This is a genomic window from Amycolatopsis australiensis (genome assembly GCF_900119165.1).
GTDB classification, from domain to species: Bacteria; Actinomycetota; Actinomycetes; order Mycobacteriales; family Pseudonocardiaceae; genus Amycolatopsis; species Amycolatopsis australiensis.
The window spans coordinates 5440704-5464658 of sequence record NZ_FPJG01000006.1; the positions used below are offsets into that span (position 1 = coordinate 5440704).

Annotated in this window: 30 protein-coding genes; 9 read left to right on the forward strand and 21 right to left on the reverse strand. The window is 73.0% G+C overall.

All coding sequences use genetic code 11. From position 1 onward, the window contains the following. Positions 1-23 precede the first annotated feature (23 nt). Positions 24-956, forward strand: a complete 933-nt coding sequence (locus BT341_RS26820; protein WP_072478911.1) for an AraC family transcriptional regulator — start codon at positions 24-26, stop codon at positions 954-956. Here BT341_RS26820 and BT341_RS26825 read toward each other — a convergent pair. The 6 genes from BT341_RS26825 to BT341_RS26850 all read right to left on the reverse strand — a co-directional run bounded on the left by BT341_RS26825 (position 928) and on the right by BT341_RS26850 (position 4958). Continuing rightward, positions 928-1365: a YybH family protein gene (locus BT341_RS26825; protein ID WP_072478912.1), complete on the reverse strand. Its 438-nt coding sequence runs from the start codon at positions 1363-1365 to the stop codon at positions 928-930. The two genes, BT341_RS26820 and BT341_RS26825, sit on opposite strands and share 29 nt — an antisense overlap. Further along, positions 1362-1793 carry an SRPBCC family protein gene (locus tag BT341_RS26830; RefSeq protein WP_072478913.1) on the reverse strand — a complete coding sequence of 144 codons (432 nt, stop codon included), beginning with the start codon at positions 1791-1793 and terminating at the stop codon, positions 1362-1364. The genes BT341_RS26825 and BT341_RS26830 overlap by 4 nt, the downstream gene beginning before the upstream one ends. After that, positions 1790-2131 carry an ArsR/SmtB family transcription factor gene (locus BT341_RS26835; RefSeq protein WP_084743004.1) on the reverse strand — a complete coding sequence of 114 codons (342 nt, stop codon included), beginning with the start codon at positions 2129-2131 and terminating at the stop codon, positions 1790-1792. Before BT341_RS26835 ends, BT341_RS26830 begins: the two co-directional genes overlap by 4 nt. A 40-nt stretch (positions 2132-2171) precedes the next feature. Then, positions 2172-3242, reverse strand: a complete 1071-nt coding sequence (locus BT341_RS26840; RefSeq protein WP_245805112.1) for a coiled-coil domain-containing protein — start codon at positions 3240-3242, stop codon at positions 2172-2174. A 178-nt stretch (positions 3243-3420) separates the two neighbouring features. After that, a complete protein-coding gene (locus BT341_RS26845; protein WP_072478914.1) occupies positions 3421-4617 on the reverse strand; it encodes an RNA polymerase sigma factor in 1197 nt (398 codons plus the stop codon). After that, a complete protein-coding gene (locus tag BT341_RS26850; RefSeq protein ID WP_072478915.1) occupies positions 4614-4958 on the reverse strand; it encodes a YciI family protein in 345 nt (114 codons plus the stop codon). Before BT341_RS26850 ends, BT341_RS26845 begins: the two co-directional genes overlap by 4 nt. Positions 4959-5137: 179 nt before the next feature. Between BT341_RS26850 and BT341_RS26855 the strand changes: the two genes are divergently transcribed. Next, positions 5138-6181: a site-specific integrase gene (locus BT341_RS26855; RefSeq protein WP_072478916.1), complete on the forward strand. Its 1044-nt coding sequence runs from the start codon at positions 5138-5140 to the stop codon at positions 6179-6181. A 1-nt stretch (position 6182) separates the two neighbouring features. Here BT341_RS26855 and BT341_RS45505 read toward each other — a convergent pair whose 3' ends face one another. Beyond that, positions 6183-6353 (reverse strand): hypothetical protein, encoded by a 171-nt coding sequence (locus BT341_RS45505; protein ID WP_177328900.1) that lies wholly within the window; start codon positions 6351-6353, stop codon positions 6183-6185. A gap of 25 nt (positions 6354-6378) precedes the next feature. Here BT341_RS45505 and BT341_RS26860 point away from each other — a divergent pair, with 25 nt between their 5' ends. Together BT341_RS26860 and BT341_RS26865 are read left to right on the forward strand one after the other, a co-directional pair. Next, positions 6379-6888 carry a CGNR zinc finger domain-containing protein gene (locus BT341_RS26860; protein WP_072478917.1) on the forward strand — a complete coding sequence of 170 codons (510 nt, stop codon included), beginning with the start codon at positions 6379-6381 and terminating at the stop codon, positions 6886-6888. Between the two features lie 46 nt (positions 6889-6934). Further along, positions 6935-7711, forward strand: coding sequence for an SGNH/GDSL hydrolase family protein (locus BT341_RS26865; RefSeq protein WP_177328901.1), 777 nt, complete (start codon positions 6935-6937; stop codon positions 7709-7711). Here BT341_RS26865 and BT341_RS26870 read toward each other — a convergent pair. From BT341_RS26870 to BT341_RS26895, 6 genes are all read right to left on the reverse strand, one after another. Beyond that, positions 7691-8305, reverse strand: a complete 615-nt coding sequence (locus BT341_RS26870; protein WP_072478919.1) for a TetR/AcrR family transcriptional regulator — start codon at positions 8303-8305, stop codon at positions 7691-7693. The genes BT341_RS26865 and BT341_RS26870 overlap by 21 nt on opposite strands. Beyond that, entirely contained in the window at positions 8286-8762 is a 477-nt protein-coding gene (locus tag BT341_RS26875; protein WP_072478920.1) for an SRPBCC family protein, read from the reverse strand. Before BT341_RS26875 ends, BT341_RS26870 begins: the two co-directional genes overlap by 20 nt. Next, positions 8759-9076: an ArsR/SmtB family transcription factor gene (locus BT341_RS26880; protein ID WP_072478921.1), complete on the reverse strand. Its 318-nt coding sequence runs from the start codon at positions 9074-9076 to the stop codon at positions 8759-8761. Before BT341_RS26880 ends, BT341_RS26875 begins: the two co-directional genes overlap by 4 nt. Then, a complete protein-coding gene (locus BT341_RS26885; RefSeq protein ID WP_072478922.1) occupies positions 9076-9462 on the reverse strand; it encodes a VOC family protein in 387 nt (128 codons plus the stop codon). The genes BT341_RS26880 and BT341_RS26885 overlap by 1 nt, the downstream gene beginning before the upstream one ends. A 26-nt stretch (positions 9463-9488) precedes the next feature. Next, complete coding sequence (locus BT341_RS26890) at positions 9489-11009, reverse strand: FAD-dependent monooxygenase (RefSeq protein ID WP_072478923.1); 1521 nt, start codon at positions 11007-11009, stop codon at positions 9489-9491. 95 nt (positions 11010-11104) lie between these two features. Further along, positions 11105-11725 carry a TetR/AcrR family transcriptional regulator gene (locus BT341_RS26895; RefSeq protein ID WP_072478924.1) on the reverse strand — a complete coding sequence of 207 codons (621 nt, stop codon included), beginning with the start codon at positions 11723-11725 and terminating at the stop codon, positions 11105-11107. A 153-nt stretch (positions 11726-11878) separates the two neighbouring features. Here BT341_RS26895 and BT341_RS26900 point away from each other — a divergent pair, with 153 nt between their 5' ends. Further along, positions 11879-13225: an MFS transporter gene (locus tag BT341_RS26900; RefSeq protein ID WP_072478925.1), complete on the forward strand. Its 1347-nt coding sequence runs from the start codon at positions 11879-11881 to the stop codon at positions 13223-13225. A gap of 49 nt (positions 13226-13274) precedes the next feature. On the opposite strand, the gene BT341_RS26905 is transcribed toward BT341_RS26900, so the two are convergent. The 7 genes from BT341_RS26905 to BT341_RS26935 all read right to left on the reverse strand — a co-directional run bounded on the left by BT341_RS26905 (position 13275) and on the right by BT341_RS26935 (position 18822). Next, entirely contained in the window at positions 13275-14606 is a 1332-nt protein-coding gene (locus BT341_RS26905) for an SPFH domain-containing protein (RefSeq protein WP_245805351.1), read from the reverse strand. A gap of 91 nt (positions 14607-14697) precedes the next feature. Next, entirely contained in the window at positions 14698-15186 is a 489-nt protein-coding gene (locus BT341_RS26910) for an SPFH domain-containing protein (protein WP_072478927.1), read from the reverse strand. Further along, positions 15183-15617: an NfeD family protein gene (locus BT341_RS26915; RefSeq protein ID WP_072478928.1), complete on the reverse strand. Its 435-nt coding sequence runs from the start codon at positions 15615-15617 to the stop codon at positions 15183-15185. The genes BT341_RS26910 and BT341_RS26915 overlap by 4 nt, the downstream gene beginning before the upstream one ends. 84 nt (positions 15618-15701) lie before the next feature. Continuing rightward, positions 15702-16517, reverse strand: coding sequence for a DUF3097 domain-containing protein (locus tag BT341_RS26920; RefSeq protein ID WP_072478929.1), 816 nt, complete (start codon positions 16515-16517; stop codon positions 15702-15704). Between the two features lie 51 nt (positions 16518-16568). Beyond that, the gene (locus BT341_RS26925) at positions 16569-17456 is read right to left on the reverse strand and encodes an aminoglycoside phosphotransferase family protein (RefSeq protein WP_072478930.1); all 888 of its coding nucleotides are present in this window, start codon (positions 17454-17456) and stop codon (positions 16569-16571) included. Further along, positions 17441-18244, reverse strand: coding sequence for an SCO1664 family protein (locus tag BT341_RS26930; RefSeq protein WP_072478931.1), 804 nt, complete (start codon positions 18242-18244; stop codon positions 17441-17443). The genes BT341_RS26925 and BT341_RS26930 overlap by 16 nt, the downstream gene beginning before the upstream one ends. A gap of 2 nt (positions 18245-18246) precedes the next feature. Beyond that, positions 18247-18822: a DUF3090 domain-containing protein gene (locus tag BT341_RS26935; protein WP_072478932.1), complete on the reverse strand. Its 576-nt coding sequence runs from the start codon at positions 18820-18822 to the stop codon at positions 18247-18249. A 76-nt stretch (positions 18823-18898) separates the two neighbouring features. Here BT341_RS26935 and BT341_RS26940 point away from each other — a divergent pair, with 76 nt between their 5' ends. The 4 genes from BT341_RS26940 to BT341_RS45510 are packed head-to-tail and all read left to right on the forward strand — an operon-like array spanning position 18899 to position 22348. Continuing rightward, entirely contained in the window at positions 18899-20818 is a 1920-nt protein-coding gene (locus tag BT341_RS26940) for a prolyl oligopeptidase family serine peptidase (RefSeq protein ID WP_072478933.1), read from the forward strand. After that, positions 20815-21714 (forward strand): S66 peptidase family protein, encoded by a 900-nt coding sequence (locus BT341_RS26945; RefSeq protein ID WP_072478934.1) that lies wholly within the window; start codon positions 20815-20817, stop codon positions 21712-21714. Before BT341_RS26940 ends, BT341_RS26945 begins: the two co-directional genes overlap by 4 nt. Further along, entirely contained in the window at positions 21711-22121 is a 411-nt protein-coding gene (locus BT341_RS26950) for a TIGR03668 family PPOX class F420-dependent oxidoreductase (RefSeq protein ID WP_072478935.1), read from the forward strand. The genes BT341_RS26945 and BT341_RS26950 overlap by 4 nt, the downstream gene beginning before the upstream one ends. A 59-nt stretch (positions 22122-22180) precedes the next feature. Continuing rightward, complete coding sequence (locus BT341_RS45510; RefSeq protein ID WP_177328902.1) at positions 22181-22348, forward strand: hypothetical protein; 168 nt, start codon at positions 22181-22183, stop codon at positions 22346-22348. A gap of 32 nt (positions 22349-22380) precedes the next feature. On the opposite strand, the gene mptB is transcribed toward BT341_RS45510, so the two are convergent. Next, the gene (gene mptB, locus BT341_RS26955; protein ID WP_072478936.1) at positions 22381-23916 is read right to left on the reverse strand and encodes a polyprenol phosphomannose-dependent alpha 1,6 mannosyltransferase MptB; all 1536 of its coding nucleotides are present in this window, start codon (positions 23914-23916) and stop codon (positions 22381-22383) included. Positions 23917-23955: the final 39 nt, after the last annotated feature.

Here is a 23955-nt window from a genome sequence, read left to right on the forward strand (position 1 = left end):
TCCAGCGTCTACAGTTCGCCGGCATGGACCCGCTCGCCGCGCTCCTCGACGGCCCCCGCGCCCACCGTGCGTTCCTGCTCCGCTCGGTGCTGACCCCGCCGTGGTCGCTGCGCATCGAAGACCGCGCACCCCTGACCGTCATGTCGGTCGTGCGCGGCGAAGCGTGGATCGTGCCCGACGCCGGTGAAGCCGTGCTGCTCGGCGAAGGTGACGTCGCCATCGCCCGCGGCCCCGACCCGTACCTGGTCGCCGACCACCCGCGGACGCCACCACAGGCCCTCATCCTGCCCGGCCAGGAATGCCGCACCCCCGACGGCGGCCACCTCACCGGCTACGCCGAACTCGGCGTACGGACCTGGGGCCACGGCACCGGCGGCCCGGTCGTGCTGCTCACCGGCACCTACGGCATGGCGGGCGAGATCAGCAGGAAGCTGCTCGCGGCGCTGCCCACCCTGATCGTCCTGCGTGCCGCCGACTGGCCCACCCCGCTGGCCGGCCTGCTCGCGGCCGAGATCGGCAAGGACCTACCCGGCCAGGAAGCCGTCCTCGACCGGCTGCTCGACGTGCTGCTCATCGCCGCCCTGCGCGCCTGGTTCGACCGGCCCGGTACGCCAGCGCCGTCGTGGTACCGCGCCCACGACGACCCGGTCGTCGGACAGGCGCTGCGGCTGCTGCAGCACCAGCCCGCCGAGCCATGGACGGTCGCCAAGCTCGCCGCCGGCACCGGTGTCTCCCGGGCCGCCCTGGCCCGCCGTTTCGCCGCCGCCGTCGGCGAGACGCCGATGGCCTACCTCACCGCCTGGCGCCTGGCGCTCGCCGCCGACCTGCTGCGCCAGGAACCCGGCGCCACCATCGCCGCGGTCGCCCGCCGGGTCGGCTACGGCAGCGCGTTCACCCTCAGCGCGGCCTTCAAACGCGAATACGGTGTCAGCCCGCAGCGGTACCGGTCGGCTTGAGCGCCATCAGCGCCGCGCCGGTCGCGCCGTCGAACGGCACCGAACTGTGCTCGTGCACGACCTTCCAGCCGTCCTCGCCCCGGCGGAACCCGACAGTCGAGCGCACCCACATCCGCACCTCGGTGCCGTCGGTCATGGTGCCACCGACGTGGAACAGGTAGTGCGCGAACGCGACGTCGCCGCCCTCGACCACCTCGAGGTCGTGGATCCGCAGGTCGATCGCGGACCGGTAGGCGGCGAACCACGTCCGCAGCCGGGCGCGCTCGGCGTCCCGGCCCGTGTCGCGCAGCGTGTCGAGCGCGTCGAACAGCGTGACGTCCTCGGCGTACTGGGCGACCAGGGTCTCGATGTCCTTCGCCGCCACCGCCGCGGTCCGGGCTTCGACGAGCGCGGCCGGTCCGGCGCTCACTTCAGCTCCTCGCCGAGCCGGTCCAGCCAGTCACCCGTGCCCTGCTCACGCCACGCCGGCTCCTCGGCGCCGTCGAGGAAGGTGCCCTGTTCGGTCAGGACCAGGCGGGTCGCCTCGCCTTCGCCGGCCAGCTCGACCGTGGTGATCGAGACCGTCGCGAGCGCGTCGGCGCCGCTGAGCGTCGTCGAGTAGACGATCCGCCGCTCCGGCACGATGTCGTGGTAGATCGAGAGCACGGCCAGCGGCGTGCCGTCCGGACCCGCCGCGTGCACGGTTTCCCGGCCACCGACCCGGAAGTCCAGCTCGTGCTCACCGCCGGGGACGAACCAGCGCCGTTTGGCGGCCGGGTCCGCCCACGCGGCGAACACGCGGGACGGCGGGACGGGATAGGTGCGCTCCAGGGTGAAGGTGGCGTGCTTGACGGTCATGCCGGGCTCCCTTCCGAGGTGCCGGGCCCGGCGAGGAAGTCGCCGAGCCGGTCGAGCCTGCTTTCCCACGTGGTGCGCTGACGCCCCAGCCACTGCTCGCCGGCCCGCAGTGCGTCCGGCTCGATCCGGCAGGTGCGCACGCGGCCGGTCTTCTCCGACCGCACGATCCCGGCGGCCTCCAGCACCTGCAGGTGCTGCACCACCGCCGCGAGCGACATCGTCAGCGGCTCGGCCAGCTCACTCACCGACGCCGGGCCGCGCACGAGCCGCTCCACCAGCGCCCGCCGCGTCCGGTCGCCCAAGGCGCGGAACACCAGATCCAGCTCATGGTCAAGCATGTACTTAAGTTACGTCCGCGCCAGCGAAATAGTCAAGTAGCTACTTAAGCATTTTCGCGACGTCGTCGGGCAGCTCCAGGCCCGGAACGTCACGCAGCACCGCCGAAACCCTGGTCAGCGCACGCTCGGCGTGGTCGGCCCGCGCCGTGCACGCCCGCAGTTCGGCACCCAGGTTCGTGACGGTCTCGTGCATCGACCGGACGGTCTGCTCGTGCACGGCCTGGACTTCGGCCAGCCGCTGGTCGAACCCGGCACGCCGGCGCTCGGCCTCCGCACGGGCGTCCTCGAGGGCGGCCTGGTGCGCGGACGCCGCAGCGGCCAGCTGGGCCCGGGCGGTGTCCAGCCGTCCTGCGGCCGCGTCCGCGCGGGCTTCAGCCGCGTCCGCACGCGCCTCGGCTGCCTCGGCGCGCAACACGGCGTCGCGGACATGGCCGCGTTGCTCGTCCAGCGCCGTACGGGCGGCGGCCAGCTCGGCGGTCAGGGTGGCGATCGCCGCGGCGCGCTCACCGGCCAGCCCCGCGGCGGCGTCGGCCCGCTCGGCCACCCGGGCCAGCTCGTCACGGACGGCGGCCAGCTGCCCTTCGGCACGTTGCCGCTCCTGCACCGCGGCCCGCCGGGCGGCGCGCTCCTCGTCGCGCTCCCGGACCGCCGCGAGGCGTTCGCGCTCGGCGGTGGTCGCAGCCTGGACTGCCTCTTCGGCGGTCTCGCGGGCTTGTGCGGCCTCGGCTTCGGCGAGGCCGCGCCGCCGGCGGTGCTCGTCGGCCTCACCCAGGGCGGCATCGCGCTCGGCAAGCGCGGCGGCCGTCGTCGCTTCGAGCTGGTGTCGCAGTGTCGTGAGGGTCTCGACGAGCCCGCGCGCCGGTTCCAGCACCCGGTCGACCTGGCCCGCCAGCGCGGTGACGGCCGTGTCGTCCAGCTCGGTGTCGCTTTCCCGCAGCGACTCCGCGTCCGACAGGACCGCTTCGGCGTCACGGCAGGACAGGTTCCGGCGGCCCCAGGTCTTCCCGTCCTGGCAGAACCGCGCCCGGCTTCCCCGCCCCACCGCCGGCGGCAGCGGCGCCCCACAGCGCCGGTACTCGCACACCCGCAGCTGGCCAGCATCTTCCGTCATGATCGAGACCCTATCAAAGCTTCTGATTAGAAGTAAAAGCTACTGTTCAAAATCAAAACAGAAGTAAGCACAGGGCTGACTTTGGATAAGGTCACATATCGCAACTCAGGACGCCGCTGGAATCCGGGAGATGGCGAGAGCCCTGTTGGGTCCTCCGAAAACTGGGACCCTCGGAATGTCAACCGCGAGTTGACGCTGCGGCCCGTTTCCGTTCCAGGAGCGCCCTCTCGGCGGAGTTGCGGGTCAGCTCGATCGCGGTGGTGTAGGCGGCGACCGCTTCCCCGCTCCGGCCCAGCCGCGCCAGCAGGTCCGCGCGGATGGCGTGGAACAACGCGAACCGCGGCAGATCCAGGGCCTCGACCAGCGGCAGTGCCGCCGCCGGGCCGTCGGCCTCGGCGACCGCCACCGCCCGGTTCAACGCCACCACCGGCGTCGGCGTGACCGCCAGGAGCTGGTCGTAGAGCGCCTTGACCTGCGTCCAGTCCGTGGGCGGGTCGGTGTGCACCGCCTGGATCGCCGCCTGGATCTGGTACGGGCCCGGCCGGCCGCGACGCAGGCAGCGGCGGACGATCTCGTGGCCCTCGGCGATCAGGGCCGCGTCCCACCGCGACCGGTCCTGATCGGCCAGCAGCACCGGCTCGCCGTCGGCGGTCACGCGGGTCGCGCGGCGCGCGTCGATGAGCAGCATCAGCGCGAGCAGGCCCCACGCCTCGGGCTCGTCCGGCATCAGCCCGGTCAGGACGCGGGTGAGCCGGATCGCCTCGCGGCACAGGTCGTCGCGGATCAGGTCCGGGCCCGCACTGGCCGTGTAGCCCTCGTTGAAGATCAGGTACAGCACGCCCAGCACCGCGGCGAGCCGCTCGGGCAGGTCCGCGTCCCGCGGGACGCGGTACGGGATGCCCGCGTCGCGGATCTTGTTCTTCGCCCGCACGATCCGCTGGGCCATGGTCGGCTCGGGGACCAGGAACGCCGACGCGATCTCCGCGGTCGTCAATCCGCCGAGCAGGCGCAGGGTCAGCGCGACCTGGCTCGCCCGGGCGAGCGCCGGGTGGCAGCAGGTGAAGATCAGCCGCAGCCGTTCGTCGGGCACGGCACCCTCCTCGGCGGGTTCGGCTTCGGCGTGGAGCAGGGCGGCCTGGGCGTGCTTGTCCTGGCGGGCGGCTTCGCGGCGCAGGCGGTCGATCGCGCGGCGGCGCGCGGTGGTGATGATCCAGCCGGCCGGGCTCGGCGGGAGCCCGGCGGCCGGCCACCGCCGGAGCGCCTCGGCGAACGCGTCCTGCACCGCTTCCTCGGCCACGTCGATGTCGCCGAAGACCTTCACCAAAACCGACACCGCGCGGCCGTACTCCGCGGCGAAGACCTCCTCGACGGTCATCCGCGGAACGGCCGCACCTCGACCGGCAGCGGCGCGACGGCGTCCGCGAGCCGGCCGGCCCAGGTGAGTGCCGCGTCGAGGTCGGGGGCGGTGATGACGGTGAACCCGCCGAGGTGCTCCTTGCCTTCGCTGTAGGGCCCGTCGGTGACGACGGTGCCGCCGTCGGCCGCCCGCAGCACGGTCGCGGACGACGGCGGGTGCAGCCCGCCGGCGAACACCCACGCCCCGGCGGCCTTGAGGTCGGCGTTCAGCGCGTCGAGCTTCCGCGCGATGCCGTCGAGCACCTCCGGCGGCGGGGTCGGGCCGTCGGGCTGGTAGATGCTGAGCAGGTACTGCTTCACGTCGGCTCCTTTCGCTGTCTCGCCCCTCATACGAACGGCGCCCGGCCGGATCGACAGCGGCCCGCGACGGATTTTCCGTGGACCCCCCGGAAGGATCAAGCCGTGCGGCTCCACCCTTCCGAAGGGTGTTCGCCAACGGCCTCCGGTCCGCGGAGACCGGCATCCCGTAACCTCGGCGCGTGCCCGAGCTCGAACCGGTGACCGACGCCGTCCTGGCCGCCGCGAGCCCGCAGGACCGGCTCGCCCTGCTCGACGCGGCCGCCGTCCGGCACGTCGAGGGGCAGCGGCCGCCCAACACGCTCAAGGCCTACGCCCAGGACTGGCAGGTCTGGCAGGACTACACCGCCGAAGCCGGGATCCCCGTGCTGTCGGCGTCGATCGGCGCGCTCACCGGGTTCGTCGTGTGGCTGGAACGCGGCCGCACCCTGCGCCCGGAGGAACGGGCCGTGCCCGAGGTGCCGGAACGCGCCGCGCCGGCGGCGCCGTCGACGATCGAGCGGCGGCTCACCGGGGCGCTCGCCGGGCTGCGGCACCACAAAGTCGTCATCGACCCCGAGGCGAGCCGCGCCGCGTGGCGGGCGCTGAAGGGGTACCGGCAGCGGCTGGCCCGGGAAGGGATCCAGCGCGGCCGCGGCAAGGCCACCATGGTCACCCTCACCGACCTGCGGGCCATGTCGCGGGCGTGCCCGGACACGCTCGCCGGCGCCCGCGACCGGGCGATGCTCCTCATCGGGTTCCCGATCGCCGCACGGTGCTCCGACCTGGCGAACCTGCTCGTCACCGACGTGGAGCCGGTCGACGATCGGGGCCTGGCGGTGACCGTGCGGCACGGCAAGAGCACCGGCGGCATGGTCGTCCCACGGCGCGAAAACCCCGACACCGATCCGGTGCGGGCGTGGCACGCGTGGCGCTCGGGCGCCGGGATCACCGACGGACCGGCGTTCCGCCGCGTCGACCGCCACGGCAACGTCGGCGAGGCGGCGCTGAGCACGGCCGGGGTCAACCAGATCCTCACCCGCGCGGGTGTGCGCGCCGGGCTGCCGTACCCGGTGACCGGGCACTCCCTGCGGTCGGGTTTCGCCACCGAAGCCCGCCGGGCCGGTGCCGACGACGTCGCCATCGCCGACCAGGGCCGCTGGGTGCGGGGCAGCCGCGCGCTGTACGAGTACATCCGGCGGGTCGACCAGTGGAACGACAACGCGGCGGGTGTGCTCGACCTCTGATTCACCGGGTCGGCCGTGCGCGGGTCGCGCCGACGATCTCACCGTCGAGGCGGGCGAGCCAGCTGCCGCAGACGCAGCGCACGTAGTCGAGCTGGCGGGTGACGGGCTGGGTCGCGGTCGCCGGCAGTTCGGCGAGCGGCCAGCCGCAGCGGGGGCAACGGTTCCGGTCCATGCCCCGATCGTGGTGTAATGGCTCAGTGCACTTCAACCCTTACGGTGGCCCGGCCGCGCTGGTGGCCGCCGACCTGGTCAACGCCGGTTCGGCGAGTGAGCTGCTGGACGGGATGGTCCGCAACGGCATGTCCATCGCGGCGCTGACCGAGGACGAAGCCGCGCGGATCGGCGAGTGGGCCGGGCGGCTGCGGCCGGTGTTCGCCGCGGCCCCGGCGGCCCGCCCGGACCTGGTCAACGCCTTGCTCGCGGAGGCGGCCTGCCGCCCGTACATCACCACCCACGACGGCAAGCCCCCGCACCTGCACTACTCCGCCGAAGACGCGGGCCCGGTCGGGCGCGTCCGCGCCTACACCGCCGGCGGCCTGGCCCACCTGGTGTGCGAGGCGCCGGACCGCCTCGGCATCTGCGGCCGCGAAGGCTGCGACACCGCGTACGTGGACACCTCCCGCAACGGCCGCCGCCGGTTCTGCTCGACCCGCTGCGCGACCCGCGTCCACGTCGCCGAACACCGGGCCCGGCAGCTCACGGCGTAGGGGTGGCCGACGGATTTCGCGGCGGCCCGGCGCCTAGACTGACGACATGAGCAAGCGCTTAGTGGCTTTGGGGGACTCGTTCACCGAAGGGGTCGGGGACGACGATCCCGCCGCCCCGAACGGGGTCCGCGGCTGGGCCGACCGCACCGCCGAACAGCTCGCCGCCCGTGAGCCGGACTTCCGCTACGCCAACCTTGCCATCCGCGGCAAGCTGCTGCCCCAGGTGCTGGCCGAGCAGCTCGAGCCCGCGCTGGCCATGGCGCCCGACCTGGTCACCCTCTACGCCGGCGGCAACGACCTCATGCGACCCAAGGTCGACATCGACGCGCTCATGGTCGGCTACGAAGCCGCCGTCGAGAAGATCCGCGCGACCGGCGCCGAGCTGGTCCTGTTCACCGGCGTGGACGGGGTCGAAGACGCGCTGTTCCGCAAGATGCGCGGCCGGGTCGCCATCTACAACGAGCACGTCCGCGGCATCGCCGCCCGCCACGGCGCGCGGCTGGTGGACATGTGGGCGATGCGGCAGCTGCGCGACCGGCGGCTGTGGGCACCCGACCGCCTGCACCTCAACCCCTACGGTCACACCGAGGTCGCCATCGCGGTCCTGGCCGCGCTCGGTGTCGAACACCCGCTGAAGGGTGTCGAACTGGGGCCGCGGGAGGTGCTCAGCCCGGCCGCGCGGCGCAGCCAGAACCTGCGGTGGGCGCAGGAGCACGCGTTGCCGTGGGTGCGCCGGCGGCTGCGCGGGCAGTCCTCCGGCGACACCATGACCGCGAAACGCCCGACGCTGGAGCCGGTCGGCTCAGTGCCGCTCCCCCGCTGACGCGCGCGGCCGGAGGCCGTCGAAGAGGATCGCCACGGCCCGCTCGCGCAGGCGCGCGTCCGGGCCGGCGTACTCGGCGGCTTTCGCCACGCCGATGATGACCGTGATCAGCTCGCCCGGGTCGAGGTCCTCGCGGACCGCGCCGGCGGCCTGGGCCCGCGACAGCAGCACACCCAGTGCCTTCAGCAGCCGCGCGCCGATGTCGGACTTCGCCTTCGGGACGCTCACCCCGGCCGCCGCAAGCGCCTCGAAGTAGGCGTTCTTCGCGCTGGACATCTCGATCCAGCTGGTCAGGAACGAGAAGAACGTCGCGCCCGGATCGGCCGAGCCGGCCTCGGCGACCGACTCGGCTTCGTCGGCGAACCGGTGCAGCCGCGCGATCAGCACGGCTTCCAGCAGCGCTTCCTTCGTCGGGAAGTGCCGGAACACGGTGCCGATGCCGACGCCGGCGGCGCGGGCTACCTCCTCGGTGGGGGCCCCGGTGCCCTTGGCGGCGAACACGCGCTCCGCCGCCTCCAGCACGCGTGCCCGGTTGCGCCGGGCGTCGGCGCGCAGCGGTTTCGGCGCATGGGGATCAGTCGCGGCGGGGGTCACCTCCCGATCGTAACGGGGCCGGGTCGGCGAGGGTGTCCAGCAACCGGGCCAGCGCCCGCGGGACGTGGGAGCGCCAGCCGCCGCCCATGATCCGGCGGGACACGCGCTGGAACTCGTCGTCCGGGTCGAAGCCTTCGTGGCTGAGGAACAGCCGCGTGCCGGTGCCCTCCGGCGCCAGCCGCCAGGTGACCGTCCACTGCGGACCCCAGCGGATGCTGAGCTTGCGCTCGGGCTCCACTTCGAGGACTTCGCAGTCGACCGGCCCGCCGGCGAACCCGGCCGCGGGCACCGGCTCGGCCAGCAGCCGGAACCGGTGCCCCACCACGGGCTTGATGTCGTTCGGCATGTTCAGCCAGCGCTCCAGCAGGTCCGGCTCGGTGAGCGCGCGCCAGACCTTGCGCGCCGGGTGGGCGAGGAACTGGTCCACGTGGATCGCGGTCGGGTCGTCGCCGGTCACAGGTCCTCCTCGTCGAGCAGGTCACGCAGGTCGGTCAGCTTGCGGCGCCAGAACCGCTCGTACGGGGTGAGCCAGTCGGCGACCTCCTCCAGCGGGCCCGCGTCGAGGGTGTAGACGCGGTTGCGGCCCTGCCGCCGCTCGCTGACCAGGCCCGCCTCCCGCAGCACCCGCAGGTGTTCGGACAGGCTGGGCCGGGCCATCGAGAAGCGGTCGGCGATGGCGCCGGCCGGCAGCGGGCCGTCCAGCAGCAGCCGCAGCACCTCCCGCCGCGCCGGGCTGGCCAGCGCGGCGAACACGTCGTCGTTGACCGGCATCAGCGCGGGACGGCGCCGAAATCCGACGGCTGGAGCAGGCCGACGACGTGGCCGTCGAGGTCGGTGAACGAGGTCGCCCGCCCCCACGGCCACTCCCGCGGGTCCCCGACTTCGACGCCGGCCGCCCGCAGCGTGGCGACGTCGGTGTCGAGGTCGGTGGACTGCAGCTGGAAGTGCCGCGGGCCGGCGTCGGCCCCGGTGACCGGCTGGTCGGTCAGCACCACGCCGGTCTTCGCCCCCTTCGGCGCGACCATCACGAACCGGCCGCCCTCGGGCGTGCGGCGGTCGACGAGCGCTTCGAAGCCGAGCTTGCCGACGTAGAAGTCGCGCGCGCGGGCGTGGTCGGCGACGGGCAGGGTCAGGAACTGCACGTGGGTGATCGTCATGCCCACGACAATACGTAGGAGATTTCCTACGCGTCAAGCGGGAGGCCGAACCACCGCTCCAGAGCCGAACGCAGCGACTTGCGTTCGGTGTCGTCGGGCGCGGCCGAGCTCGACGCCCAGGCGACGTAGCCGTCGGGGCGGATGAGCAGCGCCGTCGCGTCGGCCTCCGCCTTGCCGGTGACCAGGTCGACGCGGTCGGCCCAGCCGCGCACGTCGTCGCCGAGCGTGCCGGTGAAGTCCAGCAGCAGCGGCCGGGCCGTCCGGGTCAGCTCCGCGAGCCGGCGACCGTCCTCGAGGACCAGGTCCGGGGCCCACCGGCCGTCGAGCGGGTGGGCGGTCGCCGCCGTGTAGCGGATGTCGGCACCCGACATGGTGTTCGCGATGTGCCGCACGGTCTCGGGCAGCCGGAGCAGCTCGCCGAACAGCTCGCGCAGCGCGGTCACCGGGCGGCCCGGGCCGATCAGCGCGGACTGGGCCTGGGTGTGCATGACGACCCGTTCGGCGGCCGGGCGGCGTTCGGCTTCGTAGGTGTCGAGCAGCCCCGGCGGCGCCCAGCCGTGGATCTGCGCCGCGAGCTTCCAGCCGAGCCCGATCGCGTCCTGCATGCCGAGGTTGAGCCCGGGGCCGCCGATCGCGGAGTGGACGTGCGCGGCGTCGCCGACCAGCAGCACGCGACCGTCCCGGAAGCGCTCGGCCAGCCGCGTGTTGCGGCCGTGCAGCCGCCGCGCCAGGTGCGGGCCGTCGCCTTCGGGCGGGCCCAGCGGGACGTCGGCGCCGAGGACGCGGCGGACGCTGGCGCGCAGCTCGTCGACGGTCATGGCGGTGTCGTCGCCGGTGTCGTCCGCGACCCACTCGATGGTGGTCACCGACGTGCCGGTCTCCAGCGTCGCGTAGACGAACAGCCCGGTTTCGGTGCGGTAGTGCGACAGCGGCGGGATGACGCCGTGACCCGGAACGCGCAGGCCGCCGGTGTGCGGGTCGACGATTTCCGGCGGGACGGTGACGTGCGCCGAGCGGGAGACGCTGTGCTCCTCGGTGACGCCCGGGAAGCCGATGCCGGCCAGTTTCCGCGTGACGCTGTGGCCGCCGTCCGCGCCGACGAGGTACCGGGCCTCGAGGCTGTAGGTGCCGTCCGGGCCGGCGACTTCGGCGGTGACGCTCTCCTCGTGCTGGTCGAGGCCGGTGAGCTCGTGGCCGTGGCGGATCTCGACCCCGAGCTCGGTCGCGCGCTCGGTCAGCATCGCCGCGATCCGCCGCTGCGGGACGGGCAGCACGTGCAGCGGGGCGTCCGGCGCGAGCGTGAGGTCGAGCGGCATCGCGCCGAAGACGAAGCGGGGCAGCGGACGGCCGAGCGGGCCCGCGAGCCGTTCGTGCAGGCCGCGGCGGTCGAGCATCCGGACGACCTGGCCGACCATGCCGTTGGCGCGGTGCTCGGTGGTCGGCTCGGGGAGCCGTTCGAGGACGAGGGGCCGGACGCCGGCGAGGCTGAGCTCGCAGGCGAGCATGAGACCGTTCGGGCCGGCTCCGGCGATGACGACGTCGTGCATGGCGGAACTCCTTGGGGTGGCAGGAAAAGGGCAGGACGAATCCGCCCGGCGGGTGCCGGGCGCCCTCAGTGATCCGAGCGTGATTCGGGTAGGGGTCAGTGCGGGGCGGGCAGCCCCGCGGCGAGCCGGCCGAAGACGTCGCGCAGGAGGTCGGCCATCGAGCCCGTCGGGCCGGCGTGCAGCCACTGCTGGATCACGACGTTGAACGCGGCGACCACGGTGGCCGCCAGCAGCTGCGGGTAGATGTCCTTCGTGGCGTCGGTGCCGGTGCGTTCGGCGATCGCCTCGGCGAACTCGGTTTCGGCCGCCGCGGCGGCTTTCGCGAACTCGCTCTGCAGCGCGGGTTCGGCGACCATCAGCCGGATCCCGCTGAGCCACTGCTCGTCGGGGACCAGCTTTTCGGGTGTGCCCTCGCTGAGGGCGAACCCGGCCAGGGCCGCCTCGGTGACGGCGGTCCAGATCGGCTCGCCGGCGGGGCGCTGCCGCAGCTGCGCGGCGATCGAGCGGGCCCGCTCGAAGTGCCGCGCCGCGATCGCCTCGCCCTTGGTGGCGAAGTAGTTGCTGAAGGTGCGGGTGGACACCCCGACCTCGGCGGCGATGTCTTCGATCCGGACGTTGTCCAGCCCGCGTTCCACCGCGAGCCGGATGGCCGCCCAGCTCAGCGCGATGCGGGTTTCCCGCTTCTTGCGTTCCCGCAGACCGCCGTCGGTGTCCATGCCACGACCATACCGAATATTGCAGATTCTGCAAAGTTTCGATATCTGCAAGTTTCTCGGGCGCTCGGCGGACGACTTCGTGGTCAACGATCGCCGAATCCGTCGACGGGCGTCACACTGTTGTGTGACATCGGTCACCGGAGGTGTTGCAAGATGGTCTTGGGCGACAACGGCGTCACGCACAAAGTCGAGCCGGAAAGCAGATCAGGACGGGTACAGGTCCGGCGCGCCGCGCTGGCGAGCGCGATCGGCACCACGATCGAGTGGTACGACTTCTTCCTCTACAACACCGCGGCCGCGCTGGTCTTCCCGCACCTGTTCTTCCCCGCGTCGAGCGCCTACGCGGGGGCGATGCAGTCGTTCGCGACCTACGCGGTCGGGTTCGCCGCCCGCCCGGTGGGGGCCGCGATCTTCGGGCACTGGGGTGACCGGATCGGCCGCAAGGCGACGCTGATCGTCACGCTGCTGCTGATGGGCATCTCCTCCGGCGTGGTCGGGATGCTGCCGGGGACGTCGGCGATCGGGATCGCCGCCCCGCTGGTCCTGGTGCTGCTGCGGCTGGTGCAGGGCATCGCGATCGGCGGCGAGTGGAGCGGTTCGGTGCTGCTGGCGATGGAGTGGGGCGACCAGCGCAAACGCGGCCTGCTCGCCAGCTTCGCGCAGGTCGGTGTCCCGGTCGGGCTGGTGCTCGGCACCGGCGGGATGACGCTGCTGTCGGCGACCCTCTCCCCCGCGGCGTTCGACTCCTGGGGCTGGCGTATCCCGTTCCTGCTCAGCCTGGTGCTCGTCGCGGTCGGCCTGGTGATCCGGCTGAAGATCCTCGAGACGCCGATGTTCGCGAAGCTCGTCGAGAACCGGCAAACCGCGCGGACGCCGGTGCTGGACGCGATCCGGCAGCACTGGCGGGAGATCCTGCTGTCGGCCGGGGTGCGCTTCAGCGAGCAGATGCCGTTCTACCTGTTCACCAGTTACGTGCTGATCTACGTGGTGGCGCGGCACGAGTTCAGCAAGACGTTCGTGCTCAACGCGGTCCTCGTCGGCGCGGCGTGCGAGCTGGCGATGATCCCGGTGTTCTCGATGCTGTCGGACCGCGTCGGCCGCAAGCGGGTCTACCTGGCCGGGGCGGTGCTCACCGGCGTCATCGCGTTCCCGTACTTCACGATCCTCGCGCACGGCAGCCACGCGCTGGTGTTCGTCGCGGTGGTGGTGTCGTTCGTCCCGCACGCGCTGCAGTACGGCCCGCAAGCGGCGCTGATCGGCGAGAGCTTCCCGACCCACCTGCGTTACGGCGGCGCCGGGCTGGGCTACCAGCTGGCCTCGGTGTTCGCGGGCGGGCCGGCGCCGCTGCTGGCGACGTGGCTGCTGCACACGACCGGGACTCCGTACTCGATTTCGGCGTACATCGTCCTGTCCGCGGTGGTGACGATCCTGTGCGTGATCTTCCTGCGGGACCGCTCGAAGGCCGACATCGACGACCTGAGCGTGTACCAGCGGAGGTGACGCGACGAGGGCCCTCCCGCCGGGCCGGCGGGAGGGCCCTCGTCAGGTCTCAGCGACGCGGGCCGCCGAAGGGCGGCTGCTGCGGGAACGGGCCGCCGCCCGGGTTCTGCTGCGGGCCGCCGAACTGGCCCGGCGGCGGGGACTGCGGCGGCGGGCCCTGGTACTGCCCGCCCGGAGGCGGGCCGGCCGGGGCCTGCGGCTGGGGCAGCTGCTGGCCGCTCTGCGGAGTCGGCGGCTGCTGCGGCGCGGCCGTGACCTCGGTGCCGCGCTCCTCGTCGGCCGGTTCGGGCGCCGGCTGCTGCACCGGGCGCGGAATCGACGGCCGCGCGGGCGTGGCCGCCGGGGCACCGAGGGCCGGGACCTCCTTGCGGGCGACCGCTTCCGCGGCGGCGACGGCCTCGGCGACCTTCGGGTCGCTGGAGGTGTCGAACCAGCCCTGGACCTCTTCGTCTTCCAGTTCCGGCTTGTCCGTCGGCTCTTCCTTCGGCGGCTCGTAGCGGAACACGCCGTCGTCGCCGGGGGCGCCGAGTGCGCGGGCGAAGCCTTCGAGCGCCTTGCCGTAGTCGCTGGGGATCATCCACACCTTGTTGGCGTCGCCCTGCGCCATCTGCGGCAGCGTCTGCAGGTACTGGTAGGCCAGCACCTCCGGGGTCGGGCGGCCGGCCTTGATCGCGGCGAACACCTTCTCGATCGCCTTCGCCTGGCCCTGCGCCTGCAGGTACCGCGCGGCCCGCTCACCCTGCGCGCGCAGGATGCGGGACTGCCGCTCGGCTTCGGCGGCGAGGATCGCCGCCTGCTTCGAGCCCTCGGCGGCGAGGATCTGGCTCTGCTTCTGGCCTTCCGCGGTCTTGATCGCGGACTCCCGCTGACCTTCGGCGGTGAGGATCATGGCGCGCTTCTCCCGGTCGGCGCGCATCTGCTTCTCCATCGAGTCCTGGATGGACGGCGGCGGGTCGATCGCCTTCAGCTCGACACGCGCGACACGGATGCCCCAGCGGCCGGTCGCTTCGTCGAGCACGCCGCGCAGCTGGCTGTTGATGGAGTCACGGGAGGTCAGCGTCTGCTCGAGGCTCATGCCACCGACCACGTTGCGCAGCGTGGTGGTGGTCAGCTGCTCGACACCGACGATGTAGTTGGAGATCTCGTACACCGCGGCGCGGGAGTCGGTGACCTGGAAGTACACGACGGTGTCGATGGACACCGTCAGGTTGTCCTCGGTGATGACCGGCTGCGGTGGGAACGAGACAACCTGCTCGCGCAGGTCGATCCGGGCGCGCACCTTGTCCAGGAACGGCACCAGGAAGGTCAGGCCCGGCGACGCCACCGTGCGGAACCGGCCCAGCCGCTCGATCACCGCCGACTGCGCCTGCGGTACGACCATGATCGCCTTGGCTACCGTGATGATCACGAAGAGAGCCAGTAAGACGACCACGACGATCGCTACTGTGGTGGTCAAGAGATCTTCCCCTTACCTAGTACCATTCCTGCGCGGTTGATGGAGTTGCGGGCGCCGCGGACGGGCGCACCGCGAGCGTCAGCTCCATGGCGGTGATCCCCCAGCGGCCGGTGGTGTCGTGCAGGACCGTCCACACTGTACGGTGCAGGTCCCCCGGCGCGGTGACGGCGCGCTCGGCCGTGGTCAGGCTCGCTTCCTGCCGCAGCGCGGCGCGGGTCAGCTGCTCGATCGCCAGGCCGGGGTCGGCGATCTCGTAGGTCGCCCGCCGCGGATCCGTGATGGCGAAGACGACCTCGAAGCCGATCGAGACCTCCTTGCCGTCGCCGGTCCCGGCGAGCCGGGGCGGCGCGGACAGCAGCTGCTCGCCGAGGTCGACGCGGACGCGGACCCGGTCGGCGAACGGGAGCACGAGGTGGCGGCCGGGGCCGAGCACGGCACGGAACTTCCCGAGCCGTTCGATCACCGCGGCCCGGCCTTCGGGGACGGTGACGAGTCCCAGGCTCACGGCTCGGCCGACACGACGGCGGTGGCGCCGGAGATCTCGACGACGGTCACCGGCGTGCCGGGCTGGATCGGCGGGTGGTGCTCCGAGAGGCTGCGGGCCGACCAGACGTCGCCGGCCAGCTTCACCTGCCCGGCCTCGAAGTCCACTGTGGACACGACGACGGCGCGGGCGCCGATCAGCGCGTCGATGCCGGTGTGGTGGGTCGGCCCGGCCAGGAGCCGGCGCTTGAGCGCGGGCCGGACCAGCACCAGCATCCCGACGGAGGCGACGGCGAACACGGCGACGTCGACGAACAGGTTCCCGGTGAGCACGTCGGCCCCGGCGCCGAACAGCGCGCCGACCCCCAGCGTGATCAGCACGAAGTCGCCGGAGACGACTTCGGCGATCATCAGGGCGATGCCGACGATCAACCAGACCAGTGCCCAGGACATGGCTTCATGCTCTCAGATCGCGCCGGTTCGCACCGGCACAGTGACGGGACGTAACCCACGCGTGACCTTGGACAAATCGGACATTCAGCCCTCTTCCGCCGGCTCGGTGACGAAGTCGATGAGCCGTTCCACGGCCCCGATGAGCGGGGTCTCGAGGTCGCGGAAACTGCTCACCCCGCTCAGGACACGTTGCCAGCCCTCGAAAGGTTGCCCCCAGCCGAGCGCGTCGCAGATTCCCTGCTTCCACTCCGTGCCGCGCGGGATCTTCGGCCACGCGTCGATCCCGACGGCCGCGGGTCGCACCGCCTCCCAGACGTCGATGTAGGGATGCCCGGTGACCAGCACGTTCTCGTCGCGGATGGCCGCCACCAGCCGGGACTCCTTGCTGCCGGGGACCAGGTGGTCGACCAGCACGCCGAGGCGGCGGCCGGGGCCGGTGCCGAACTCGGCGATCCGGTCGGCGAGCACGTCGACACCGTCGAGGGGCTCGACGACGACGCCTTCGACGCGCAGGTCGTGGCCCCAGACGCGTTCGACCAGCTCGGCGTCGTGCTTGCCTTCGACCCAGATGCGTGAATCGCGGGCGACGCGGGCCTTCAGGCCCTGCACTTTCACCGACCCCGATGCCGAGACCTGCCGGGCCGGCGCCTTCGCGGGGGCGCGGCAGGGCACGAGCGTGACCGGCTTGCCTTCCAGCAGGAACCCGGCGGGCGCGAGCGGGAACACGCGGTGGCGGCCCTTGGCGTCCTCGAGCACGACGTTCCCGTACTCGATCTTCACCACCGCGCCGCAGTAGCCGCTGACCGGGTCCTCGACCACGAGACCGGGTTCGGCGGGGACCTCCGGCACCTTCTTGCGGCGCGGGCCGGCGAGCACGTCGTCATAGGAGTGGGAGCGCACGACCAGGCAACCTAGTGGTGATCGGGGTCCGGGCGGGTCATGCCACGCCGGTCAGCGCGCCATCTCCAGCAGGGCGTCGGTGAACGGCGTGTGCTCGCCGCGGCGCAGCGGCGCGTGGGCGGCCAGCGGCGCCAACGCGACGCACCACGCCCGGGCCCGTGCGGGGTCGAGGCCGGGCAGGTGGGGGCGGAGTGCCTCGATGCCGTCGTCGAGCGTGCCGCCGGCGGCGAGCGGCAGGTAGAGCCAGTCGGCGAGGTCGAAGGCCGGGTCGCCGACGCTCGGGCGCGGGTCGATGGCGACCAGGCCGCGGCGGGGCCCGGCGTCGAGGACGTTGCCCGGGTGCAGATCGCCGTGGACGACGGCCAGTGGTCCGTCCTCGGCGAGGGCGAGCGCACGGCCGCGGGCGCGCGCGAGCAGTTCGGGAGTCAGGTACGGCTCGACGGGCGAGCCGGGGAGGTTGCGTTCGGTGATGTCGAACATGAACCTCACGCGGTCGGTCAGCGGTGGCAGATCCGCCGGGGGCGCGACGCCGTGCAGCTCGGCGAGCAGGGCGCCGATCTCCGGCCACGGGACGTCGCGGCCGCGCAGTTCGGTGCCGGGGACCAGCCCTTCGAGCAGGATCGCCCCGGCCGCCAGGTCGCTGTCGAGGACCTGCACCGCGCGCGGGCACCCCGCCCAGGCTCGCAGCCCGGCGAACTCCAGGCGGGCGACGTCCGGATCGGGCGTGAGCTTGAGGACCTGCAGGTCGCCGCGCGGGCCGGTGCACAGCAGGGTGCGGCCGGTGTTGCCGGGGCGGGTCTCGCGGACGGTGACTCCCCACCGCGCGCACAAGCGGGCCACCAGGTCCGGCAGCGCGTCGCACCAGGGCCCGGCCAGCTCGGCGCCGAAGCGGGCGGCCAGCCGGGCGCGGGCGGCGGCGTCGATCAGAACAGGGGCCACGGGATGGCGCGCCAGTCGTCGCCCGGTTCCGGGAAGATGCCCTCGGCCAGCAGCAGGTCGGTGCGTTCGGCCAGCGCCCGGATCTCGAACGTCGTGATGTGCTCCGACAGCGTCTCGCCGAGGCCGCCGTCCAGCTCCGAGCGCAGCTTGCGCAGTTTCTCGACGGTGTCGGGCGGCACCGGTTCGCCGATCCAGCCCCACAGCACGGTCCGCAGCTTGGGGTCGGTGTGCAGGCAGATGCCGTGGTCGACGCCGTAGACGAGCCCGTCGACCCCGGGCAGCAGGTGCCCGCCCTTGCGGTCGGTGTTGTTGACGACGATGTCGAGCACGGCGAGGTCGCGCAGCCCGGCGTGGTCGGCGTGGGCCAGCACCGCCGGCTCGCCGAGCCGGTCGTGGGCGTGCAGGACCGGACGCCAGCCGTCGGGGACTTCGTCGGGCGGGAGCACCTCGACGAGGTCCTCCTCGGTGGTCTCGATCCACAGCTGGACCATGCCGGGCCCGAAGGGCCCGTCGCGCAGCACGGTCGGCGGGACCGCGCCGATGCCGGCGGTGTCGCTGATGATCGCGGTGGCGACTTCGCGCCCGGCGAGGGTGCCGTCGGGGAAGTCCCACAGCGGCCGCTCCCCCGACACCGGCTTGTACACGACCCGGCCGGTGACGCCGTCGAGTTCGATGGCGCAGAACAGCGTGACGTTGGAGGCGTCGACCAGGCGGCCTTCGACGTCGATGCGGCCGTGGGTGACCAGCTCGCGGGACGCCGGGTCGGCCGGATCGGGGGTGGGGGCCATGGTCAGTCTTCGTCCGCGTCGGTTTCGCGCCGGTAGCCGTTCTGCCGGGGGCAGATGTGCCCGGTCGGGTCGAGTGGCTCCCCGCACAGCGGGCACGGCTTGCGGCCGGCGTTGACGACGCGGTCGGCGCGTTCGGCGAAGGCGCGGGCGGCGGCCGGGCTGAGGAAGACGCGGACGGCGTCCGGGCCCTCCTCGGTGTCGTCGAGCACGACGGTTTCGTCGACCTCGCCCTCGGTGATGGCGAGCAGCTCGATGACGACCGCGCTGCTGTCGGCGTCCCAGCCCAGGCCCATGGTGCCGACGCGGAACTCCTCCTCGACCGGGACGGTGAGGGGGTCGACGTCGACGAGGTCCTCCGGGACGTCGTCGGGCACGTCGGCGCCGAAGCGGCTGGCGACCTCCTCCAGCAGCGAGCTGAGGCGCTCCGCGAGGACGACGACCTGCTGTTTTTCGATGGTGACACTGATCGTGCGCACGTCCTCGGACGCCTGGAGGTAGAACGTGCGATCGCCGGGCTCGCCGACGGTGCCGGCGACGAACCGATCCGGCTGGCGGAAGACGTGGATTACGCGAGACATAGCACTACCGACCCTAGGCCACCGGCGCATGATCGGCATCCGCCGCCCCACCTTCGCGGGCCGCTAGCCTCGGGGGGTGTCTCGGATTTCGCCGTACGGAACCTGGTCCTCGCCCATCACCGCCGCCGAGGTGGCCGCCGCCGGTGGCGGCCCGCAGTGGCTCGACGTCGTCGCCGGCGAGGTGTGGTGGGCCGAGGCGCGGCCCGGTGAGCAGGGCCGGGTCGCGCTGGTGCGTGCCGTGCCCGGCGGCGCGGAGGACGTGCTGCCCGCGCCGTGGAACGTCCGCAACCGGCTGCACGAGTACGGGGGGCGGCCGTGGGCGGTCGCCGACGGTGTCGTGGTGTTCACGCACTGGGTCGATCAGCGGGTTTACGCCCTGCGCGAAACCGGTGTGGCGCCGCTGACTCCGGAGCCGGCGCAGCCGCAGGGCGTCCGCTACGGCGATCTGCGCGCCGGGCGGGCCGGCGAGGTGTGGGCGGTGCGCGAGCGCGGTGTGGGGCCGCGGCCCACCGACGTCGAGCGGGAGCTGGTGGCCATCGCCGTGGACGGCGGCGGCGAGCGGGTGCTGGCCGCGAGCCACCACTTCCTGACCGTGCCGAAGCTGTCGCCGGACGGGCGGCACGCGGCCTGGTTCGGGTGGGACCACCCGGCGATGCCGTGGGACGGGACCGAGCTGTGCGTCGCCCCCGTCGCCGAGGACGGGTCGTTCGGGCCGCACCGCGTCGTGGCCGGCGGCCGGGACGTCGCGGTGTGCCAGGTCGAGTGGGAGACGGACTCGACGCTGCTCGCGTTGCTGGACCCGGACGGCTGGTGGAACCTGCACCGCGTCGGGATCGACGGGCCGGTGACGAACCTGGCGCCGGTGGAGCGGGAGCTGGGCGGGCCGTTGTGGAAGGCGGGCTCGCGGTGGTTCGTGCCGCTCGGCGGCGGGCGGCACGCCGTTCTGGTGTCCGGCCGGCTCGCGGTGCTCGACGAGGCCGGCGGCTCGGTGACGCCGGTGGCCGAGGAGCTGACGGCGTGGTCGTCGACCGGGCTCGCGGTGCTCGGTGACGCCGTCGTCGGCATCGCCGGCGGCCCGGTCCGGGAGCCGGCGGTGGTGCGGGTCGGGCCGGACGGGGTGGTGACGGACCTGACGCCGCAGCCGGAGCTGCCGTCGGCGTACCTGCCGATGCCACAGGAGCGGGTGTTCACCACCGACGCCGGCGAGACCGTGCCGGTGGTGCTCTACGAGCCGGCGAACCCGGACTTCGCGGCGCCCGAAGGCGAGCTGCCGCCGTTGCTGGTGCACGTCCACGGCGGGCCGACCGGGCAGTACCTGCCGGTGCTGGACCTGGAGGTCGCGTACTTCACGAGCCGGGGCTTCGCCGTGGCGGCGGTGAACTACGGCGGGTCGACCGGGTTCGGGCGAGCCTATCGCGAGCGGCTGCGGGAGCAGTGGGGTGTGGTGGACGTCGCGGACTGCGTCGCCGTGGCCGAGGCGCTGGCGGCGGCCGGGCTGGCCGACGGCGCGCGGCTGGCGATCCGCGGAGGCAGCGCGGGCGGGTTCACCGCGGCGGCGTCGCTGACGACGACGAAGACCTACCGGGCGGGCACCGTGATGTACCCGGTGCTGGACCTGGCCGGGTGGACCGGCGCCGAGGGCGACACGCACGATTTCGAGTCGCGGTACCTGGACGGGCTGATCGGCCCGCTGCCCGCGGCGAAGCAGCGGTACGTCGAGCGGTCGCCGCTGGCGAACGCGGCGTCGCTGGCCGGGCCGGTGCTGTTCCAGCAGGGGCTGGAGGACCGGATCTGCCCGCCGGAGCAGGCGGACCGGTTCGTGGCCGGGCTGGCCGGGCGCGGGATCCCGTACGCCTACCAGCGGTTCGCCGGGGAGCAGCACGGGTTCCGGCAGGCGGCGACGATCGTGGCGGCGCTGGAGGCCGAACTGTCGTTCTACGGGCAGGTGCTGGGTTTCGAGACGCCGGGTGTGGCGCAGCTGGAGCTGTCGCGGTGAGGCCGGCGCGGTTGCGGGCGGGCGACACGGTGGCGCTGGTGGCGCCGGCCGGGCCGGTACCGGCGGACTTGCTGGAGAAGGCGGTGCCGGTGCTGCGCGGCTGGGGTGTCGAGGTGCGGGTGGGGTCGTGCGTGCGGCTCGCGGCCGGGTCGCCGCCCTACCTGTCCGGTTCGGACGCCGCGCGGGCGGCGGAGTTCACCGAGGCGTGGCTGGACCCGGGTGTGCGGTGCGTGCTGGCGGCGCGCGGCGGCTACGGCGTGCAGCGGATGCTGGACCTGGTGGACTGGGCGGCGTTGCGGGAAGCGGGCCCGAAGGTGCTGGCCGGGTCGTCGGACGTGACGGCGCTGCACCGGGCCGTGAACGTCCACTTGGGACTGCCGAGCCTGTTCTCGCCGATGCCGGCGAGCGTGCTGTTCGACGACTGCGCGGTGGAGCACCTGCGGCGTGCGCTGTTCGAGCCGGAGCGGAACCGGGTGGTCCGCGGCGGTTCGCCGCTGGTGCCGGGGCGGGCGTCGGGTGTCTTGACGGGCGGGAACCTGTCGCTGCTGGCGGCGGGGATCGGGACGCCGGAGCAGGGGTCGGCGCGGGACGCGGTGGTGTTGCTGGAGGACGTCACCGAGAGCGTCTACCGGCTGGACCGGATGCTGACGCAGCTGCTGCGCAGCGGCTGGTTCGAGGGCGTGCGCGGGATCGTGCTGGGTTCGTGGGCGGCGTGCGGCGACCCGGCCGAGGTGCGGTCGCTGATGCTGGACCGGCTGGCGCCGCTGGGCGTGCCGGTGGTGGAGGAGTTCGGGTTCGGGCACGTGGCGTCGTCGCCGACGTTGCCGCTGGGCGTGCCGGTGACGGTGGACGCGGACCTGGGGACGCTGACGTTCGACTCCCCCGCGCTGACATGACCCCGGCGGAGGCTCGTTCCCGGTTCGCGTCGGCACGGGTGGCGCGGCTGGCGACCGTGTCGGGTTCCGGGGTGCCGCACCTGGTGCCGGTGACGTTCGCGGTGCGGGGTGACGTGGTGGTGTTCGCGGTGGACCACAAGCCGAAGTCGTCGACGTCGTTGCGGCGGCTGGCGAACATCGCTGCGAACCCGGCGGTGTGCTTCCTGGCCGACGAGTACGCCGAGGACTGGTCACGGCTGTGGTGGGTCCGGGCGGACGGGGTGGCGCGGGTGGTGCCGGAGGCCGAGCGGGCCGAGCCGGTGTCGTGGCTGGTGGCGAAGTACGCGCAGTACGCGGAACGGCCGCCGGAGCACGCGGTGGTGGCGACGGAGATCCACACCTGGCGAGGCTGGTCGGGGTCGGCCTGAACTGCCGGCTCGGCACGGGGTTGTCGTGGCATAGCCCGGGCGTGGCTTACGAGGACCGCATGACGGAAGTCGTGCCCGACGAAGATCTCTCGGTCGAGCCGACCGTGCGCGTCCACGCACCGGAGGAGCACAGCGTTCCGTACGACATCATGGTGTGGTTCACGGAGAAGCTGGCCGAAGAGATCGCACGCAGCCGCCCCGCCCATTCGGGCTACCAGGGCATGTAGTGCGTGGCCGCTGCGGCCGCGCCAGCCAGACGTCAGTCGCGGAGGAACTTCTCCGGGCGGCGCCAGGCGTCGATCAACCCCAGCGGGTCCGGGCGCAGCAGGGACGCCGCCGAGTAGAGGCTTGCCACCACGACCAGCGCGATGAACCACCAGTCGTACAGGGCCTGCTCGCCTGTCGGGTAGTACACCAGCGTCACGAACACCGAGACCGCCACCACCAGCGCCAGGTGCCTCGGCTGCCACTTGAACGCCGACAGGAGTACGAAACCCCAAGTCAGGTACCACGGCAGGGTGGGCGGCATGAGGATCGCCACGGCGAGCAGCGAGATCCCCGCGCGGTACACCGCCTCCGTGCCGCCGCCGCGGGCCAGCCACCACTGGCGGATGCCGAAGCCGATCAGCACCAGCATTCCCGCCGCGCGGGCGACCGTGACGAACGGGGACACCTGGACGTCGACGATCAGGTGGACCAAGTTGTAGAACACCTCGCCGATGCCGGTCGGGATGTTCAGCCAGTTGGCGATGAGCTGCGGGGCCTTGAGCCCGGACCACCAGCCGAGGTTGAGCGAGCCGAGCGAGATCCACGTACCCGCCACGAACACCGGCAGGAACAGCCCCACCGAGGCCGCGCCCGCGCGCAGGAAGTTGCGGACCTTCGACTCGCCGGTGAGGTGGTTGGCCCAGATCCAGACCAGGAACGGCAGGGCGATCGCCGCGGTCGGCTTGATCAGCATGCCGATGGTGACCAGGACGATCGCGACGACGTGCCGGCGTTCCAGCGCGGCCAGGACGCCGATCGTCAGGAACGCGAGCATCATCAGGTCGTTGTGCGGGCCGCCGAAGAGGTGGATCACCATCATCGGGCTGGCCACCGCGAGCCACAGGGCGACCGGGAGCTTGCCGCCGAGATGCTTCACCAGCCGCGGCAGCGCCCACAGCGTGCCCGCCAGCCCGGCGAGCAGCACGACGCGCATGAGGATGACGCCGGCGATCATGTTGTCGCCGGTGGTGGCGACGACACCCTTGGAGATGAGCAGGAACAGCGGCCCGTACGGGGCCGGCGTGGTCTGCCAGAGCGGGTGGACGTTCTGCACGACGTTCGGCAGGACGTCGAGCTCGGCGGGGCCGTTGGCGTACGGGTCGAGGCCGTAGAGCAGCTGGGCGCCCTGGCCGAGGTAGGAGAAGACGTCGCGGGTGAACAGCGGCGGCGAGACGATCAGCGGCGCCATCCAGCAGGCGGCGGCCACGAGGATCGGGCGGCTGCCGATGCGGCCGGCCAGCACGTAGCGGCCGAGCCGGACCCAGGCCCAGACGACGAGACCGAACCCGGTGTAGAGGACGGCGTTGGCGAGCATGCGCCCGTGGCCGTAGCGGACCCAGGACAGCGGGCCGTGGCCGAGGACGGGGTCGGAGATCAGGATGCCGCCGGCGCCGAGCGCGGCGATCATGAGCAGCGTGCTGCCGACCGTGCCCATCGCGATCGTGCGGTACGGGAATCGCGAGGGCACGCGGAGCCGCTCGGCCAGCCCGGCCGAGGGCGTCTGCGTGGGGTCGGTGGTGGTCGCCATTTCCGTTCGGAGATTACACACCGCGCTCGCGCGGGTTTC

Coding starts and splice junctions, on each gene's coding strand:
- BT341_RS26890 (WP_072478923.1), bottom strand. CDS start 11,009: ATGCACGACGTCGTCATCGCCGGAGCCGGCCCGAACGGTCTCATGCTC.
- BT341_RS26845 (WP_072478914.1), bottom strand. CDS start 4,617: ATGACCGTCGAGGAGGTCTTCGCCGCGGAGTACGGCCGCGCGGTGTCG.
- BT341_RS26885 (WP_072478922.1), bottom strand. CDS start 9,462: ATGACGATCACCCACGTGCAGTTCCTGACCCTGCCCGTCGCCGACCAC.
- BT341_RS26840 (WP_245805112.1), bottom strand. CDS start 3,242: ATGACGGAAGATGCTGGCCAGCTGCGGGTGTGCGAGTACCGGCGCTGT.
- BT341_RS26905 (WP_245805351.1), bottom strand. CDS start 14,606: ATGGTCGTACCGCAGGCGCAGTCGGCGGTGATCGAGCGGCTGGGCCGG.
- BT341_RS45510 (WP_177328902.1), top strand. CDS start 22,181: ATGACGGAAGTCGTGCCCGACGAAGATCTCTCGGTCGAGCCGACCGTG.
- mptB (WP_072478936.1), bottom strand. CDS start 23,916: ATGGCGACCACCACCGACCCCACGCAGACGCCCTCGGCCGGGCTGGCC.
- BT341_RS45505 (WP_177328900.1), bottom strand. CDS start 6,353: ATGGACCGGAACCGTTGCCCCCGCTGCGGCTGGCCGCTCGCCGAACTG.
- BT341_RS26865 (WP_177328901.1), top strand. CDS start 6,935: ATGAGCAAGCGCTTAGTGGCTTTGGGGGACTCGTTCACCGAAGGGGTC.
- BT341_RS26820 (WP_072478911.1), top strand. CDS start 24: ATGGACCCGCTCGCCGCGCTCCTCGACGGCCCCCGCGCCCACCGTGCG.
- BT341_RS26935 (WP_072478932.1), bottom strand. CDS start 18,822: ATGTCTCGCGTAATCCACGTCTTCCGCCAGCCGGATCGGTTCGTCGCC.
- BT341_RS26895 (WP_072478924.1), bottom strand. CDS start 11,725: ATGGACACCGACGGCGGTCTGCGGGAACGCAAGAAGCGGGAAACCCGC.
- BT341_RS26930 (WP_072478931.1), bottom strand. CDS start 18,244: ATGGCCCCCACCCCCGATCCGGCCGACCCGGCGTCCCGCGAGCTGGTC.
- BT341_RS26950 (WP_072478935.1), top strand. CDS start 21,711: ATGACCCCGGCGGAGGCTCGTTCCCGGTTCGCGTCGGCACGGGTGGCG.
- BT341_RS26900 (WP_072478925.1), top strand. CDS start 11,879: ATGGTCTTGGGCGACAACGGCGTCACGCACAAAGTCGAGCCGGAAAGC.
- BT341_RS26830 (WP_072478913.1), bottom strand. CDS start 1,793: ATGACCGTCAAGCACGCCACCTTCACCCTGGAGCGCACCTATCCCGTC.
- BT341_RS26880 (WP_072478921.1), bottom strand. CDS start 9,076: ATGCCGGTCAACGACGACGTGTTCGCCGCGCTGGCCAGCCCGGCGCGG.
- BT341_RS26915 (WP_072478928.1), bottom strand. CDS start 15,617: ATGTCCTGGGCACTGGTCTGGTTGATCGTCGGCATCGCCCTGATGATC.
- BT341_RS26835 (WP_084743004.1), bottom strand. CDS start 2,131: ATGCTTGACCATGAGCTGGATCTGGTGTTCCGCGCCTTGGGCGACCGG.